This is a genomic window from Paraburkholderia sp. CHISQ3 (genome assembly GCF_030464945.1).
GTDB classification, from domain to species: Bacteria; Pseudomonadota; Gammaproteobacteria; order Burkholderiales; family Burkholderiaceae; genus Paraburkholderia; species Paraburkholderia megapolitana.
This window is the reverse complement of sequence record NZ_JALPRG010000006.1, coordinates 290,094-305,003: the sequence shown is the minus strand read 5'-3', so window position 1 is coordinate 305,003 and position 14,910 is coordinate 290,094. Positions and strand designations below refer to the sequence as shown.

The window sequence follows — 14,910 nt, the reverse complement described above, 5'->3', positions numbered from 1 at the left end:
GCGGCTTCCGGCATGCATTGCTCGACGACCTGCCGGATGCTGGCGATGGCCCAGTCGACGTCTTCCTCTGTGCTAAAGCGGCCCAGGCTGAAGCGGATCGTTCTGGACGATGCCTGATCGCTCAGTCCGATTGCGTTCAAAACATGCGACGGCGTTCCGGCCGCGGAGTTGCAGGCCGAAGTCGACGAAACGGCAAGATCGCTAGCGAGCATAAATGGGAAGAAGCCAGAGTGGTCGATGGTCAGGCTTAGCGTATGCGGAATGCGAAGCGTGTTCCGCGCATTGTGTCGAACGCCGTCCAGCGACAATACACCAGCCAGCAGACGTTCGCTGAGCCTCGCGATTCGCTGCGTATCCGCGTCCATCTCTGCTTTAGCGATTGCACACGCTGTTCCCATCGCGACAATCTGGTGTGTCGCCAGCGTGCCTGAACGTAAGCCGCGCTCGTGCCCGCCGCCGTGCATCTGCGGCGCGATCCGTTGCGCCGCCGCCGAACTCACGTACAACGCGCCGATTCCTTTAGGCCCATATACCTTGTGTGCGGAAATCGACATCAGGTCGATGCCGAGCGCTTTGACATCGATGGGCGTTTTGCCCAGCGCCTGGGCAGCGTCGACGTGCAGCAATGCGCCGGCTGCATGCACGATCGGGGCGATGGCAGCGATGTCCGTCAGCGTGCCGATTTCGTTGTTGACCAGCATCAGCGAGACGATGCCTGTATCTGGTCGCATCGCGCCGGCTACCGCCTCGACGGTGATGGCGCCGTGCTGATCCGGATCGACGTAGCTCACCGCCCATCCCCGGCTCTCGAGGCTGGCCACGGTATCGAGAATGGCCTTGTGTTCCAGACGACTCGTGACGATATGTCCCGGGCGCGCCGCCGAATCGGCGAAGCCTTTCAGCGCGAGATTATTCGACTCCGTTGCACCCGAGGTCCACACGATCTCATCGGGTCGCGCACCGATCGCACCCGCAACTTCCGCTCGCGCAGCCTCGACGAGGTTGCGTGCCCGCATGCCCGCCTGGTGGGAAGTCGAAGCCGGATTGGCAAAGGCGCCGTCGATACCGAGGCACTCGACCATCGAAGCAATCACTCGGGGATCGGCGGGCGTGGTGGCGGCGTAGTCGAAGTAATGCAGGTGGGTGCTCATCGTCGGTTTGTAGAGGTCGCTGGAGCGTTAAATTGTACGGAAGCACACGTAGAAAAACGTCCCAAAGAAATCCACGAATTCGTCGATTTGCAGAACACGGACGATATAAAATGGCGTACCGGTAGATTTATTTTCTACCAATGCGGTGCCATTCGAATTGCGAACGTACCCTAAGCAGTTTCCGCCTACAGCCGTTGCTTCGCCGGATTATTGCCGGGGAGCAATCCCGACGCCATCGGGTTTCAGTCGATCGGACCTGACCCAACCGGTTACTGGGCCGTTCGATTTTGCGTTCAGATAGCCGACCGCGGTGAAGTTTCCGTACTCGGAATAGGCATCCACTGTCTCACCTTCGAGGATGAAGACACCGCTCATTCTGCATGACACGTCGGGAGCCGAATAGAACTGAAGGCGACCGGCTCCTGTCACCAATCTGCCCGCCTCGTTACCGGGAATCAGCACGCCCTTCTTTGATGCGAAGCCGCTCAGCTTTTCACAGGACGAAGGGTCTCGATTCGCGCCCGCCATGCATTTCGACACGAAATCGCGGAATCTGCTCGCGTCTACGCTCAACACATCTGGACGATCGGGATTCCGTGTTACGTCATAGACTCGCAGTTTCGCGACATCCAGATTCACCCAGCCGATGGTGAGTTCCCGGTTCGGGTTCTCCGGGCTGTTTGCTGGCACAAAGAGTTGGACGCTGTACAGGGGTTTCGACGCATCTGCGTTCTTGTATGTCACTTCCGGCAACTCGACCTGGATATCCGTCTTTGGAAATGCGGTATCCCTGAGCGCCGGGACAATCAGGGCGCGCAGTTCCTGCCGGCATGAATACGTCGACGCATGGCATTGGGCCGACCACACCTCGAGCACGGCGATCGCGAGGCGGCAGCACGCCGACCACCACCCCGCCACCTTACCGCCCGCGATCAAAGCGCCTTCTGAACCGTACGAGCCGAGTTCGAAATATCCTGCCCCGCACCGGCCACCGTATTGCAGCCAGTCAAAAGAATCGAAGCACCCACCGCCAGCAGCATGACAAAACGTACCAACATACCTACCTCCCGTTTGCAAAGTTAAATGATAGCGAGCCTCGGTTTTCCTTACCGGTCGCTCGTCGAGTTATTCACGTACATCGACTGGATGCCGACGCGACCCGGGCCCGTGAACCGGTTCACGATGAAGTTGAAGCCCGCTGCGAAAAGACCGCTCGACAGTCTGTCCACCGCAGTATCCATCTTCACGCCCGGATCCTTGTAAAGCCAGCCACCGGGCTCCACATCGATCGTCTCGCCGGCGGCCAGCACTTTCTCGAAGACGTTTCCGTATCCGTGCAACCAGAGCACGCCGTCCTCGCGATGCCCGCGAAACTTGTCGATGAAAAAACCAGTCTGGCCGAGGAACATATTGGTGATGCCGCGCACGCGCTCGAACGTGTATTCGACACTTTCGGTCGCGGCAAGAAACTGATGCTCACGCACATGAAGCTCTTCGCCCGCGCGCAGATGAATCGGCACAACGTGGCCGGCACCGTCGCGGCTGAACGCGATAACACCATCGCCGCTTGCTTCGGTAACGAACACCTGCATGCCGGCCAGCATGCGTTTCACCGCGCCCTTGAGCGGCTTGATGCTAATGCGAACGTTCGAGTTTTTCCAGAGCAGGATGTGATGCTCGAAGTAAACCGGCGTGTTCGAGACATCAACCGACAACACCGGCACCAGTTCACCACCGATGTGGTAAGTCACGCCCCCGAAGGTTTCGTCGGTTGCAGCGGTGGGCAAGAGCCGGGGCAGCTGATTCATTTATCGACCTGTCGATGAGTTTGCGAAACCGTCCGTCGCCGCGATCAGCGCGCGCAGAATGCCGGGCTCGTTGAAAGCATGACCGGCGTCCGGAATCAGCTCGAATTTCGCGCTGGGCCACGCACGCGACAAATCCCACGCAGTGCGCGCCGGCGTCGCCACGTCGTAACGGCCTTGAATGATCACCCCGGGAATATTCGCGAGGCGATGGGCGTCACGCAGCAGTTGCCCTTCCTCCACAAACCCCTGATGAACAAAATAGTGATTCTCGATCCGGGCGAACGCAATAGCGAATTCCTCGTCGCCGAAATGCTCCTTCAATTCAGGGCTCGGCAACAGCGTCAGGGTGCGCCCTTCCCATAAACTCCACGCGCGAGCCGCCTGGCGCTTCACGGCTTCATCGTCGCCGGTCAGGCGGCGGCGATAGGCGGCCATCATGTCTCCCCGCTCGGCAACCGGAATCGGCGCGAGATATTCCTCCCAGAGATCGGGGAACAACCATGACGCACCGTCCTGGTAGTACCAGAGCAACTCGGCGCGCCGCAGCGTGAAGATGCCGCGTACCACCAGTTCGCTCACGCGTTCCGGGTGGGTTTCGGCATAGGCAAGCGCCAGCGAGCTACCCCACGAGCCACCAAAAACCAGCCATTTCTCGACGCCTGTCAGCTCACGCAGCCGTTCGATATCGGCTACCAGATGCCAGGTCGTATTGTTCTCGAGGCTCGCGTACGGCGTAGAACGACCGCAGCCACGCTGGTCGAACAGCATGATCTTGTAGCGCGCCGGATCGAACAGCCGCCGATGGTCCTCGCTACATCCGCCGCCTGGGCCGCCGTGGAGAAAAATCGCCGGCTTGCCGTTAGGGTTGCCGCACAACTCCCAATACACGCGATGTCCATCGCCGGTGTCGAGGAAACCGTGTTCGTAGGGTTCAATAGGTGGGTACAAGAGTTTTTCCTTAATTCGCGAAGACTTCCTGCAAGGTGCGCAACGTATGGCGATACGGGGGAGAACTTTACCACCGGGGACGAACGCAGAGTCCGTCAGCTCAATTCGCCCGACTAGGGTGACGTGTGCCCGGCATCAAAGCTCCAGCGTAAGCCTCGTGCCCTGCGCGCGCGAGCAGCAGGCCATCATTCGCGTATTCGACTGCCGTTCGGTTTTCGTCAGCACGACGTCGCGATGATCGACTTCGCCGGCCAGAACGCGCACCTCGCACGAGCCGCACAATCCTTCCTCGCAATCGCTCTGTACGTCGACATTCGCCTGTCGCAGCGCGGCGAGCAATGTTTGATCGGCAGCTACGGTCACGACGAGCCCTGAGTCCTTGAGTTCCACTTCGAACGCGTGCTCGCGGTCCGGATCGAGTGTGCCGATCGACGAGACGAAATGCTCGATTTTTAGCGTGTCGTCGGGCCAGTTCGTGGCTATTTGCTCCAGTGCATCGAGCATATTCGCCGGACCGCATGCATATACCTGAGTTGCAGCGTCGACCTGTAGCGCGCTGAAATCGTTACGCGTGTCTTCATCGGACACATACACACGCAGGCGATCCCCATGTAGCGCGGAGAGCTCGTCGAGCAGCACCATCGATGCACGCGTACGTCCGCTGAAATGCACTTCGTAGTCGATACCCAGTTCTTTCGCGCGCCGTGCCATTGCGCTGATCGGCGTAATGCCGATACCGCCGGCAACCAGAACCACCCGCCTCGCGGTTTCGTCGAGTCGAAAGTGATTGCGAGGACCGCGTATGTGCAGCAAAACGCCCGGCTTGACGGTGTCGTGCAGCCATACCGAGCCGCCGCGACTATCGTGCTCTTTAAGCACCGCGATTTCGAACGTCTCCGTTTCAGCCGGATCGCCGCACAGCGAATATTGCCGCGAGATGCCGGTATCGCCGCACTCGACGTCGATATGCGAGCCCGGCGTCCAGCGAGGTAGCGGCCGACCGTCGCGCGACGCAAGCTTGACGCGCACGATGTCGGCTCCGGCGTAGATGACGGACGTTACGACGACAGGACGGCTGATTGCATGTGCGGAAGGCTCGCCGATACGCACCGCCGTGCGCGGTCGCAGCACCGATAGATCGTTTCGCTCGGGGTTCAGCGCCGGGTCCCATTCGACCAGCAGATGCTCGGGGCCGCGAAACGACGTATTGGGCACGTAGCTAAAGCGCTGTTCGGCAAGACGCATGTGCGGCAACCGGCGTGTGAACGCCTCAAGGAAAATCTGCATCTCCATGCGGGCGAGGTTTTTCCCCATGCACTGATGCGAGCCATAGCCGAACGTCAGATGGTCGCTGGCGTTCTCGCGACGGATATCGAACAGATCGGCGCCGGCGAACTGACGTTCGTCGCGATTCGCCGACGACGTGACGATCAGCAGTTTCGATCCTGCAGGAATCTCGATGCCGGAGATCACGACATCGCGGATCGCAAGACGTCGCCATGCAGCGATCGAGCCGTTGTGCCGCAGACACTCTTCGACCGCGTTCGGTATCAGACGTGGATCGTCGCAGATATCGCGCCATGCCTGTGGGTGCTGAAGCAGCAGCTTCAGCGCGTTCGCCGTGGCATTCGCGGTGGTCTCGTGCGCGGCCACGATGCCGGCCATCATCATCGAATGCAGATACGAATCCGTCACCACCTCGGGCAGTTCCTTCTGCTTGCGGATGCCGTATTGCATCCAGCCGTGCCCGTTCGGATTGCTCCGCATCTTCTCGAGGACATTTCCAGCAAACTGCCAGAATTTGCCCACAGCCTGCGCGACTTCAACCTGCTCTTCGGGCTTGGGCCGTCCCCACGTATTGACCGTGTGCGCAATCGAATACTTGCGCAACGTGTCCATGTCTTCTTCCGGCACACCCAGAAAATGCAGCGCGACGGTAAGCGGGACTTCCCACAGTATCTGATCGACGAGATCGGCTTTGCCGTCGTTGATGAAACGGTCGACGTACTGGCGTACCAGTCGGCGCACCATCGGCTTGTGATGCACGAGCGCCTCGGGTGTGAACGGCTCCATCAGTGCGCGACGACGCGGCATATGGGCCGGCTCGTCCTCGTTGACGAGCGTTCGGCTCATTGCATAGCCGTATGAGGCGAGCACTTCGTTTGCCTCGGGTCCGGTCGGTGTGATTTTTTCGAGCGCGATCGACGGACTGAACGTGATGTTGTCGCGAAAGATCGCCTTGATGTCGTCGAAGCGCGTGACGACCCAATAGCCGAGCTTGGGACTGTAGAAAACCGGTTGCTGTTCGCGTGCCCAGCGGACGTATTCGGGTGGGTCTTGCTGGTAGGCGTCTTCGAATGGATTGAATTCGGCGGCGCGGTGGTTGATCGGGCAGCCGTCTGATGTTGACGGCGGGCTGCCTGTATTGTCATGGAACGGACACGACGCCGTACGGTTCGGATTGATAGCGTCGCTCATCCGATGTCTCCTGATTGCCCCTTATTTGCGTCAGTATCATACGCCAACGACGATGCACGCATTCGTGCTAGCCGCACACACGAGCGAGCATGCGCGCACTGAGATCTGCACCGACACACTCGTGTAGAACCGCCATATGACGGCCAACGGCAATCAGCCAGCCACTGGCCGTTTCGCCGACAACACCATCGGCACACCACCGGCACCCGTCACCACCGCACGCACCTCATGAGGTCCTTCATGCGGCGGGCTAAGCAACTGGCCCCCGCCTTCGATGATGGAAGCGACCGCTGCGTTGATATCGTCGACGCGAACCACCAGAGAAATCGAATCGACTATCCGTTCCTCTCCCGACACCAGCGCCAGCATCTGACCACCCGCATCGAGCGCGCAATAGCGATCGCCGTCGCGTATCTTCACCACACAACCCAGGTTGCCGGTTAGAAACTCGACGGCTGACCCCATGTCGTCCACAGGCACCAGCAAGGAGTGAATTTTCATCGTGGGAAGTTCCCTGGTAAGTTTTCGGTCAGGCAGGCAGGCATCCGGCCCTGACGATGCTTATCGGATCATCGACGTAACCGACGTCAATACTCCCACAAATACTGCATCTGAATCTCGTCACCCACGTACGATTCCCGGTGCACGTTCGCCAGTCACATCGACGTCGGCACCGGGACACACTCGCGCAAGCTGAAGATAACGAAGAGCCCTATGCCGCAGCCCGAGCCGGCACATTCCCGAGCAACGGCCCAAGCCCTTCGGCATAAGTCAGATGCGAAATCACCGCATCGCGCAGCTTTTGATAAGGCAGGCCAGACAATATCGCCGTCTGCATCGCGGCCAATACCTCGCCCGCTTCTGCGCCTATCATCGTGAAGCCCAGAATACGGTCATCATCTGCACCGACGAGTACCTTCATGAAGCCCTGTGACTCATCGGTTGCAAGCGTTCGTAGCACGTTCTTCATGGGCAACTTTGCGACACGGACCGCGATGCCCTTCTGCTGCGCTTCGCGTTCGCTTAAGCCCACGTGCGCCAGCGGCGGCTCGGTGAACATCGTGTATGGAATCAACCGGTCGGTGGTACTGCGATTTCCGCCCACCATGTTGTCGCGCACGATCCTGAAGTCATCGACCGATACGTGCGTGAACTGCGGACTGCCCGCCGCTTCGCCGATCGCCCAGACACCGGCTGTGGACGCTTGCAGCCGTTCGTTCACGCGAATATAGCCGCGCTCATTCAGCTTGATACCGGCCTCTTCCAGCCCGATCCCAGTCGTATTCGGAACACGCCCCACCGCAACGAGCAGATCACTGCCTTCGATCACCCGTTCGCCGGAATCGGTGCGCAACGCAACACGCACACCCGCTCCCGAACGCCCTTCCACCTTCAACGTTTCGGCATTCAGGATCACGTCGATATCTTCGCCACGCAGAATGCCTAGCATCTCTGCGGAAACATCATCGTCCTCACGCATCATCAGTCGCTCGTTGCGCTCGATTATCGTCACGCGGCTACCGAAGCGGCGATAGGTCTGCGCCATCTCGATGCCGATGTATCCGCCACCCAGCACGACCAGATGCGCCGGCACGTAGTCCAGTTCCAAAGATCCGATATGCGTGAGCGGCTCGGCTGCGCGCAGCCCCGGGAAATCGGGAATCGCCGCGTGCGTGCCGACATTGATCACGACCTGGTCGCCGCTCACCGTGCGCTTGCCGCCACCGTTCAGTTCGATTTCGATCGTCTTCGGTCCGACAAACTTGCCGCTACCCATGATCAATTCCGCGCCACTTGCCGCGTACGCGTTCAGGTGCGCGGTGACTTCGCGCTCGACCATGTCGCGCTTGCGCTCGCGGACCTTCGCCATATCGACGGTGACCGGGCCGGTCACCACGGCGCCGAAGTCGGCGGCATGTCGCGTCACATGCGCTACGCGTGCGCTCCAGATCTCGTTCTTGCTCGGCAGACACGCGACGGCCGGGCATGAGCCGCCCACCCACTGACGCTCTACGACAGCCACGCGCTGCCCCAAGCGACCGAGATGCCATGCGAGCAGTTTGCCGCCCTGGCCGCTGCCAAGAATCACGGTGTCGAAATGTTCAACTTCGGGGGTGTGGCTCATGATGGAACTCCTTCAAGGGTCGGTTTAAGAGCCTCCACTGTAGATTCCCTTGGCGATATTTTCGATGCTATAAATTGTCATTTATATGCTCAAACGTATCATTGCGCGTTAAAATCCCGGTTCTTGCCGTACCGGTGTGCGCCGCCGATAAACCTCGTCATCCGATCGCATGGACCTGCTAAGCCGACTGCTTTCATTGATACCCGTCACGGGGCGACTCGAGCTGCGCTGTCTCTTCGGTGCGCCGTGGAAAATCGATCAGGCTGTCTCGGGTGTGCGCGAAATCCCGTACCACGTTCTGTTGTCGGGGCACGCCGTTCTCGAAGACATGAACGGTCCATCGGAACAGCTAACGGCCGGCGACATCATCCTGTTTCCGGCCGGCAACGCGCATCTGATTCATGACGGTAGCGGCGCAACAGCGGGGCCGGAATCCAGCAGTCCGAAAGCATCGTTGACCGTGATTGAAAACGACGGAGCCGGCGAGAGAGCGGATTTTCTCTGCGGGCGCTTCCTGCTTGGCGCGGTTCCGGACAGGCTGTTGCGCGATCACCTGCCGGGCCGTCTGGTCGTGCATAGCGCATTGCCTGAGCGAGGCACGGACATCGACGACCCGGCACGGTCCATGGCCCGCACCCGGTTGAGACGTCTGATTGAGTTGATGCATGAAGAAGCCAACGATCCAGGCGCGGGCAGCGAGATGTTCGTCAATCATCTGTCGGCGGCGCTGTTCGCACTCACGTTGCGTTTCGCTACGGAAGGTGCCCAGCCGCCCCATGGTCTGCTTGCGCTCTCGCGGAAACCTCGCTTGCAACCGGCCATTACGGCGATGTTCGAAACACCGGCTGAACCCTGGACGCTCGATCAGTTGTCGACGCTCTGCCATATGTCGCGGGCGACATTCATCCGGCAGTTTCAGGAAGCCATCGGTCGCTCTGCCGCCGATGTCCTCACCGAAGTTCGCATGACCATTGCAGGCCGCATGCTGTTGCATGCGGACACGCCTGTTGCGGAGGTCGGCGAGTCGGTGGGTTATCAATCGGTTGCCGCGTTTCAACGTGTGTTCAAGCGGCATGTCGGGGTATCGCCGGCGCGTTGGCGCGCTTCGGGTGGGAATCTCCAGACGTGATACCGCCGCGTATCAAACCGCTTGCGCCAGAAGCGCCTGACACGCCTTGTGCGGACTTTCACTACGCTGATATTCCGCGAGCCAGATCGGATAGCTCTGCATGACCGGGATATCGGTGGGATGAAATCCAGGCCGGAAGTACGCGGCAATTTTCGTGTTGTAGCTGGAAAACACGCCTTTTGGACCGTACATCCAGTTCAGATTTTTCAGCATCATCCACTTGCGCGCAGGCCAGCTAAAACCATCGGCCTTAAGCATGCGATCGGAGTTCTTGAAAAGCAGCCGGTTTGATTTCCGCACAGCGATGATCATCGCCGCGCAGCGACGGAAATAGCCGATACTCGTGACCGATTTCATCACGTTGAATACCACCGATTTGTGCTCCATTTCTTCGATGGCGTGCCATGCAAGCAACGCCTGCATACGCGGATCGGCACCTTCCATGATCATCTTGCGGCCGAAGAATGCCTCTGCCATCAGCGACGTCATATGCTCGAAGGCCGCTGTCAGCGCCACGTTGAAGTCCGGAGACCAACGACGGGTATAGCCGTCCAGAATGGTCTTCTGGACCGCGAGCATTTCGTCGACCGGCATCCCCTGCTTCTTCAGGACGTTGTTGAACGTCGTGTGAGCCATGCCGTGCTGGCCTTCCTGACGCGTGAAATCCTTGATCTCCTGCGCGAGCACCGGGTCTTTGACCCGCTCGCGGAAGTAGCGAACGCTCGAAATGAAGTAGCGCTCGCCGTCCGGGAAGGCCAGTTGCAATCCATCTAGCAGGCGCGTCCTGAACGGATTGTTGTCGAACCAGAAGCGCGGGATAGTCTCGTCCAGACCGAAGTCCAGGTCCGAACGAGGAACGATCGGGGGAGTGTTCATTGCTATGGTATTCATTGCTGTAGTACTCATTTCGCGCCTCCTGCAACGCGACGAACCGGTGACGCGCCCTGCGACGCAGACAGAGGCGCGGGCGCGAAGGCAAGCGCCTTGTCGGCAACCGCTCCTTTGCGAAGAAGCTTCACGTCCTGGAAGTAATCCATCGACATAACCCACGGCGCACCGGGCCCCTGACGCGGCAACCGGTCCAGAGCCCGCTGCACATAGCCGGCGCCGAAGTCCAGCAACGGGCGGGTTGGCAAGCCCTCGGGCGCTACGGGTTGGCAGCTCGCATAGCCGTTCTTATCCATATACGTGAGCAGGCGGCAGAAGTGCTCGCACACCAGTCCAACCTTGAGCGTCCACGAGGCATTCGTATAACCGATCGCAAACGCGAAGTTCGGAATACCGGAAAGCATCAAGCCCTTGTAGGCGACGGCCTTGCTGAGATCGATCGGCTCTCCGTCTTTTGCCAGCGAAATACCGCCGAAGAGCTGAACATTCAGACCAGTTGCCGTGACGACGATATCGGCATTCAGTTCGCGTCCGGACTTCAGACGTATGCCCGTTTCGGTAAACGTATCGATGTGGTCGGTGACGACCGATGCCTTGCCTTTCCTCAGCGCCCTGAACATGTCGCCGTCAGGCACCGCGCATACGCGCTGGTCCCAGGGGTTATAGGGCGGATTGAAATGCTCGTCGACCGGATAGCCTTCGGGCAGGCTCTTCCGGTTCGCGTAGCGGATCAGTTTGCGGGCAGCCTGCGGATAACGTTTGCAAAAGCGCCAGATAGCACGCGACAGACTGATGTTCTTGCGACGGATCAAGGCGTGCGCAAGCTCGCTGGGCAGGATCCGGTGCAGTGCGTTCCCCAGAGTATCGCGCGACGGCAAACTGAGTACGTACGTCGGCGTGCGTTGCAGCATCGTGACGTGCGCGGCCTTCGGTGCAATCGCGGGAATGAGTGTCATCGCTGTGGCACCGCTACCGATCACCACCACGTTCTTGCCCGAGTAGTCGAGATCTTCGGGCCAGTGCTGCGGATGGATTACCTGCCCCTTGAAACGCTCCAGACCTTCGAACCTGGGCGTAAAACCTTCTTCATACCGGTAGTAGCCGCCGGCACAGAAGAACCATCGGCAGGTCATCGTTCTGCGCGCACCGGTGGCTACGGCTTCCACGATCACTTCCCACTGCGCCTCGGCACTTCGCCAGTTCGCGGAGATCACCCGTTGGCCGTAGCGAATGTGTCGCTCGACGTCGCCTTCGCGTGCCGCTTCGCGCAGGTACTCGAGGATCGATGCGGCATCCGCGATGGACTTTTCATTGGTCCATGGTTTGAACGCGTAGCCAAAGGTGTACAGATCCGAATCCGAGCGAATGCCGGGGTAGCGAAACAGACTCCAGGTGCCACCCAGCTCGCTGCGCGTTTCCAGAATCTGATAGCGCTTGCCGGGGTGCGCGTCGCTCAGATAGCGAGCCATGCCGATGCCGGAAATGCCGGCGCCGACGATCAGCACCTCGACGTGATCGGTGGGCAGGATGGAATGGACGGTCATGAAGTCTCCTCGACAGGGCTGCAACCCAATTGCAACTGGGGACATGTTATTGACTACCTCGGTCCCATCCTAGGGTTAAAATGCACCGACATTGAGCCCGTATGGTGCTAAACAACCCAAAATGCCCACCTTCCCTGTGTTCTCCGACACGACGTGGCCGGCTCCCTCGCCACAGGTTTGCGAGCTTTTGCGCCGCGGCGCCGAAATCGCGCTGGCGTTGCCGCCGGAATCGATGAAAGAACTGGATGCGGCGCGAAGCCCGGAATTCGCGGGGCAATCGGTGGCGGAAGATCCGGTCATGTTCGCTTCCGCGCGGCGTATCTATCGCGCCGGCGTCGTGCACTGGGCGTCGGCGAACATCCTGCATCCGGGCCAGCCCGTGCCGCCCTACATCACGCCCGACATGGAGCACAATGCGCGCGAGCTGGCCCGGCGCGGCATGGCCGCACTCATGATGAGTTCCGCCAGAGCGGTACAAACCGTTGCGTGGCGGCTCTGGATGCAGATCGCCTTCCAGTTGACCCGCGACCCATCGTTACTCGAAGAACTGCTCGATGTCTCCGCACGTTCGATTAGCGCATTCATCGACGCCAACATGCTGGCGATGAGTGCCGTGATCCAGGAAGAACGCGAGGCGCGGCAGCGCGACAGCCACGTCGAACGACGCGAACTGGTGACCCTGATCCTCGAAAACGGCCAGGTCAGTGCGTCGACAGCCAGCAACCGGTTGGGCTATCCATTGGAGCAGGCGCACTACGGCGCCCTGATCTGGAGCGAGGCCGCGGCGCCGGAATTGCATCGACTGGAAGAAGCGGCAAAGGCACTGGCAACCAGTCTGTCCGCGCCGCAACCGCTCATCATCCTGGCCGGTCCGGCAACGCTGTGGGTGTGGTGCTCCGGGGCAACGCGCGTGGACAGGCCGTACCTCGAGGCGACACTGCGCACATTGCCGGAAGTGCGCATTGCGATGGGATCGTCGGGGCGCGGCATCGATGGATTTCGTCGCTCACATCTCGAAGCGCTCACGGTGCAGCGAGTGCTCGGCAGATTGAACGCGCCGGCTGCCGTGGTCGGCATCGAGCAGATCCGTCTCGTGGCCTTGATGACGCAGGACACCAAGGGCGCACGCTATTTCATCAGCCAGACGCTGGGGGAACTGGCCAACGCATCGCCGACGTTGCAACGATCGTTGCGCGCATTTCTGCAACACGGTTGCAATGTGACGGCAACGGCGGACGCCCTGCATACGCATCGCAACACATTGCTGCGACGGCTTGAGCGTGCGGAGGCGTTGCTGCCTCGTCCGCTTGCCGATCAACGGCTCGATGTGGGCGCGGCACTCGAAGTGCTGGCGTGGACGCGGCCGGAGGCGGATGGCGCGGAGTGACGATGCGGTTGTCATATGGGCGCTGGCAGAAAGAACTGACTTGCCCCTCTACCCGGGCGCTTGACCTTAAGGTCGTCTTTAATCTTAAAGTGCTGGCTGACGTCTGCTAGTTGGCAGACCCCAGGTGCCACCGATACCCCTAACAAACTCGCACTCAAGGACCCCTCCATGACCGCCCGTGACTATGACCTCGTCGTGTTTGGCGCCACGAGTTTCGTTGGCCAGATTTTGACCCGGTACCTGTCCGAATACCTGTCGAGCGGAACGGAGACCTTGCGCTGGGCGATTGCGGGCCGCTCCGAAAGCAAGCTCAAGAGCGTGCGGGATTCGCTGGGCGCGGCGGGCCAGTCCCTGCCGATCATCGTCGCCGACGCAGCCGACGAAGCCCAGTTGCAAGCGATGTGCGCACGAACGCGGGTCGTGGTGTCCACCGTCGGCCCTTACGCGTTGTACGGTGAACCGCTGGTCAAGGTCTGTGCGCAAAGCGGCACGGACTACTGCGATCTCACCGGCGAAACGCCATGGATCAGGAAGATGGTCGACAGGTATGAGCCCGCAGCGCGGCAATCGGGAGCACGTATCGTCCATTGCTGCGGCTTCGACTCGGTGCCGTCGGATATGGGCGTGTACTTCCTGCAGCAACAGGCAAAACAACAGTGGGGCGTACCGGCTACTCACGTGAAGATGCGCATCAAGACGTTGAAGGGAGGCGCGTCGGGGGGCACGGTGGCGAGCATGCTCAACGTCGTTCAGGAAGCCGTGGCCAACCCCGCTTTGCGCAAGGAACTGCTTAATCCCTATTCGCTGTGCCCTAAAGATCACGGCTTCACGGCGCGCCAACACTACGTGAAATCCGCGGAATTCGATGCCGACTACAACGCATGGATTGCACCGTTCGTCATGGCGGCCATCAACGAGCGTGTCGTTCATCGCTCGAATGCACTTGCGGATAAGGCGTACGGTAGCCAGTTCACGTATGACGAAGCCATCATGACAGGCACCGGCATCAAAGGCCGCTTGTCCGCTCTCGCGGTGGTGGCCGGCCTCGGTGCGTTCATGCTGGGCGCGGTCGTCAAGCCGATACGCATCGCGATGGAACGCTTCCTGTTGCCGAAGCCCGGTGAAGGCCCTAGCCCCGAAGCGCAACTGGCCGGCCGCTACGATTTACGTTTCTTCGGCCGCACCGACGATGGACGGACGTTACGCGTGAAAGTGACCGGCGACCGCGATCCCGGTTATGGCTCCACCGGCAAGATGCTTGGTCAGGCAGCCATCGGTCTCGCACTCGATTACGCCACGGACGATGTCAAGGTCGGGCGACCCGGCGGTTTCTGGACACCTGCCACGATGTTCGACGAGCGCTTCATCGAGCGGCTGGTTCAACACGCCGGGTTGCGTTTCGAGCTGGCGTGAGCTTAGGTGCCGGCCGCTCAGCGCTAGCCGGCCCCCCTC

Annotated in this window: 12 protein-coding genes and 1 pseudogene; 3 read left to right on the top strand and 10 right to left on the bottom strand. The window is 60.3% G+C overall.

Annotated features, from left to right (window positions below):
• Positions 1-14 precede the first annotated feature (14 nt).
• From M0D65_RS16335 to M0D65_RS16300, 8 genes and pseudogenes are all read right to left on the bottom strand, one after another.
• Positions 15-1,151 (bottom strand): annotated as a pseudogene (locus M0D65_RS16335) (cysteine desulfurase family protein); the annotation flags it as partial.
• A 207-nt stretch (positions 1,152-1,358) separates the two neighbouring features.
• Positions 1,359-2,087 carry a hypothetical protein gene (locus M0D65_RS16330; protein WP_266253613.1) on the bottom strand — a complete coding sequence of 243 codons (729 nt, stop codon included), beginning with the start codon at positions 2,085-2,087 and terminating at the stop codon, positions 1,359-1,361.
• On the bottom strand, positions 2,084-2,209 hold the full coding sequence (locus M0D65_RS16325; protein ID WP_133116979.1) for an entericidin A/B family lipoprotein: 126 nt from the start codon (positions 2,207-2,209) through the stop codon (positions 2,084-2,086). The genes M0D65_RS16330 and M0D65_RS16325 overlap by 4 nt, the downstream gene beginning before the upstream one ends.
• Positions 2,210-2,257: 48 nt before the next feature.
• Positions 2,258-2,959, bottom strand: a complete 702-nt coding sequence (locus M0D65_RS16320; protein WP_266253612.1) for an AIM24 family protein — start codon at positions 2,957-2,959, stop codon at positions 2,258-2,260.
• The gene (gene pip, locus M0D65_RS16315) at positions 2,960-3,907 is read right to left on the bottom strand and encodes a prolyl aminopeptidase (protein WP_266253611.1); all 948 of its coding nucleotides are present in this window, start codon (positions 3,905-3,907) and stop codon (positions 2,960-2,962) included.
• Positions 3,908-4,042: 135 nt separating this feature from the next.
• Positions 4,043-6,385 carry a cytochrome P450/oxidoreductase gene (locus M0D65_RS16310; protein WP_266253610.1) on the bottom strand — a complete coding sequence of 781 codons (2,343 nt, stop codon included), beginning with the start codon at positions 6,383-6,385 and terminating at the stop codon, positions 4,043-4,045.
• A 153-nt stretch (positions 6,386-6,538) separates the two neighbouring features.
• Positions 6,539-6,886, bottom strand: coding sequence for a VOC family protein (locus M0D65_RS16305; protein WP_266253609.1), 348 nt, complete (start codon positions 6,884-6,886; stop codon positions 6,539-6,541).
• 211 nt (positions 6,887-7,097) lie between these two features.
• The gene (locus M0D65_RS16300) at positions 7,098-8,510 is read right to left on the bottom strand and encodes a mercuric reductase (RefSeq protein ID WP_266253608.1); all 1,413 of its coding nucleotides are present in this window, start codon (positions 8,508-8,510) and stop codon (positions 7,098-7,100) included.
• A gap of 169 nt (positions 8,511-8,679) precedes the next feature.
• On the opposite strand from M0D65_RS16300, the gene M0D65_RS16295 reads away from it, so the two are divergent.
• A complete protein-coding gene (locus M0D65_RS16295; RefSeq protein ID WP_266253607.1) occupies positions 8,680-9,639 on the top strand; it encodes an AraC family transcriptional regulator in 960 nt (319 codons plus the stop codon).
• A gap of 12 nt (positions 9,640-9,651) precedes the next feature.
• Here M0D65_RS16295 and M0D65_RS16290 read toward each other — a convergent pair whose 3' ends face one another.
• Entirely contained in the window at positions 9,652-10,515 is an 864-nt protein-coding gene (locus tag M0D65_RS16290) for a metal-dependent hydrolase (RefSeq protein ID WP_266253606.1), read from the bottom strand.
• A gap of 26 nt (positions 10,516-10,541) precedes the next feature.
• On the bottom strand, positions 10,542-12,071 hold the full coding sequence (locus M0D65_RS16285; RefSeq protein ID WP_266253605.1) for an NAD(P)/FAD-dependent oxidoreductase: 1,530 nt from the start codon (positions 12,069-12,071) through the stop codon (positions 10,542-10,544).
• Positions 12,072-12,192: 121 nt separating this feature from the next.
• On the opposite strand from M0D65_RS16285, the gene M0D65_RS16280 reads away from it, so the two are divergent.
• Positions 12,193-13,458, top strand: a complete 1,266-nt coding sequence (locus M0D65_RS16280) for a CdaR family transcriptional regulator (protein WP_266253604.1) — start codon at positions 12,193-12,195, stop codon at positions 13,456-13,458.
• Positions 13,459-13,626: 168 nt separating this feature from the next.
• On the top strand, positions 13,627-14,871 hold the full coding sequence (locus M0D65_RS16275) for a trans-acting enoyl reductase family protein (RefSeq protein ID WP_266253603.1): 1,245 nt from the start codon (positions 13,627-13,629) through the stop codon (positions 14,869-14,871).
• The last annotated feature ends 39 nt before the right edge of the window (positions 14,872-14,910 follow it).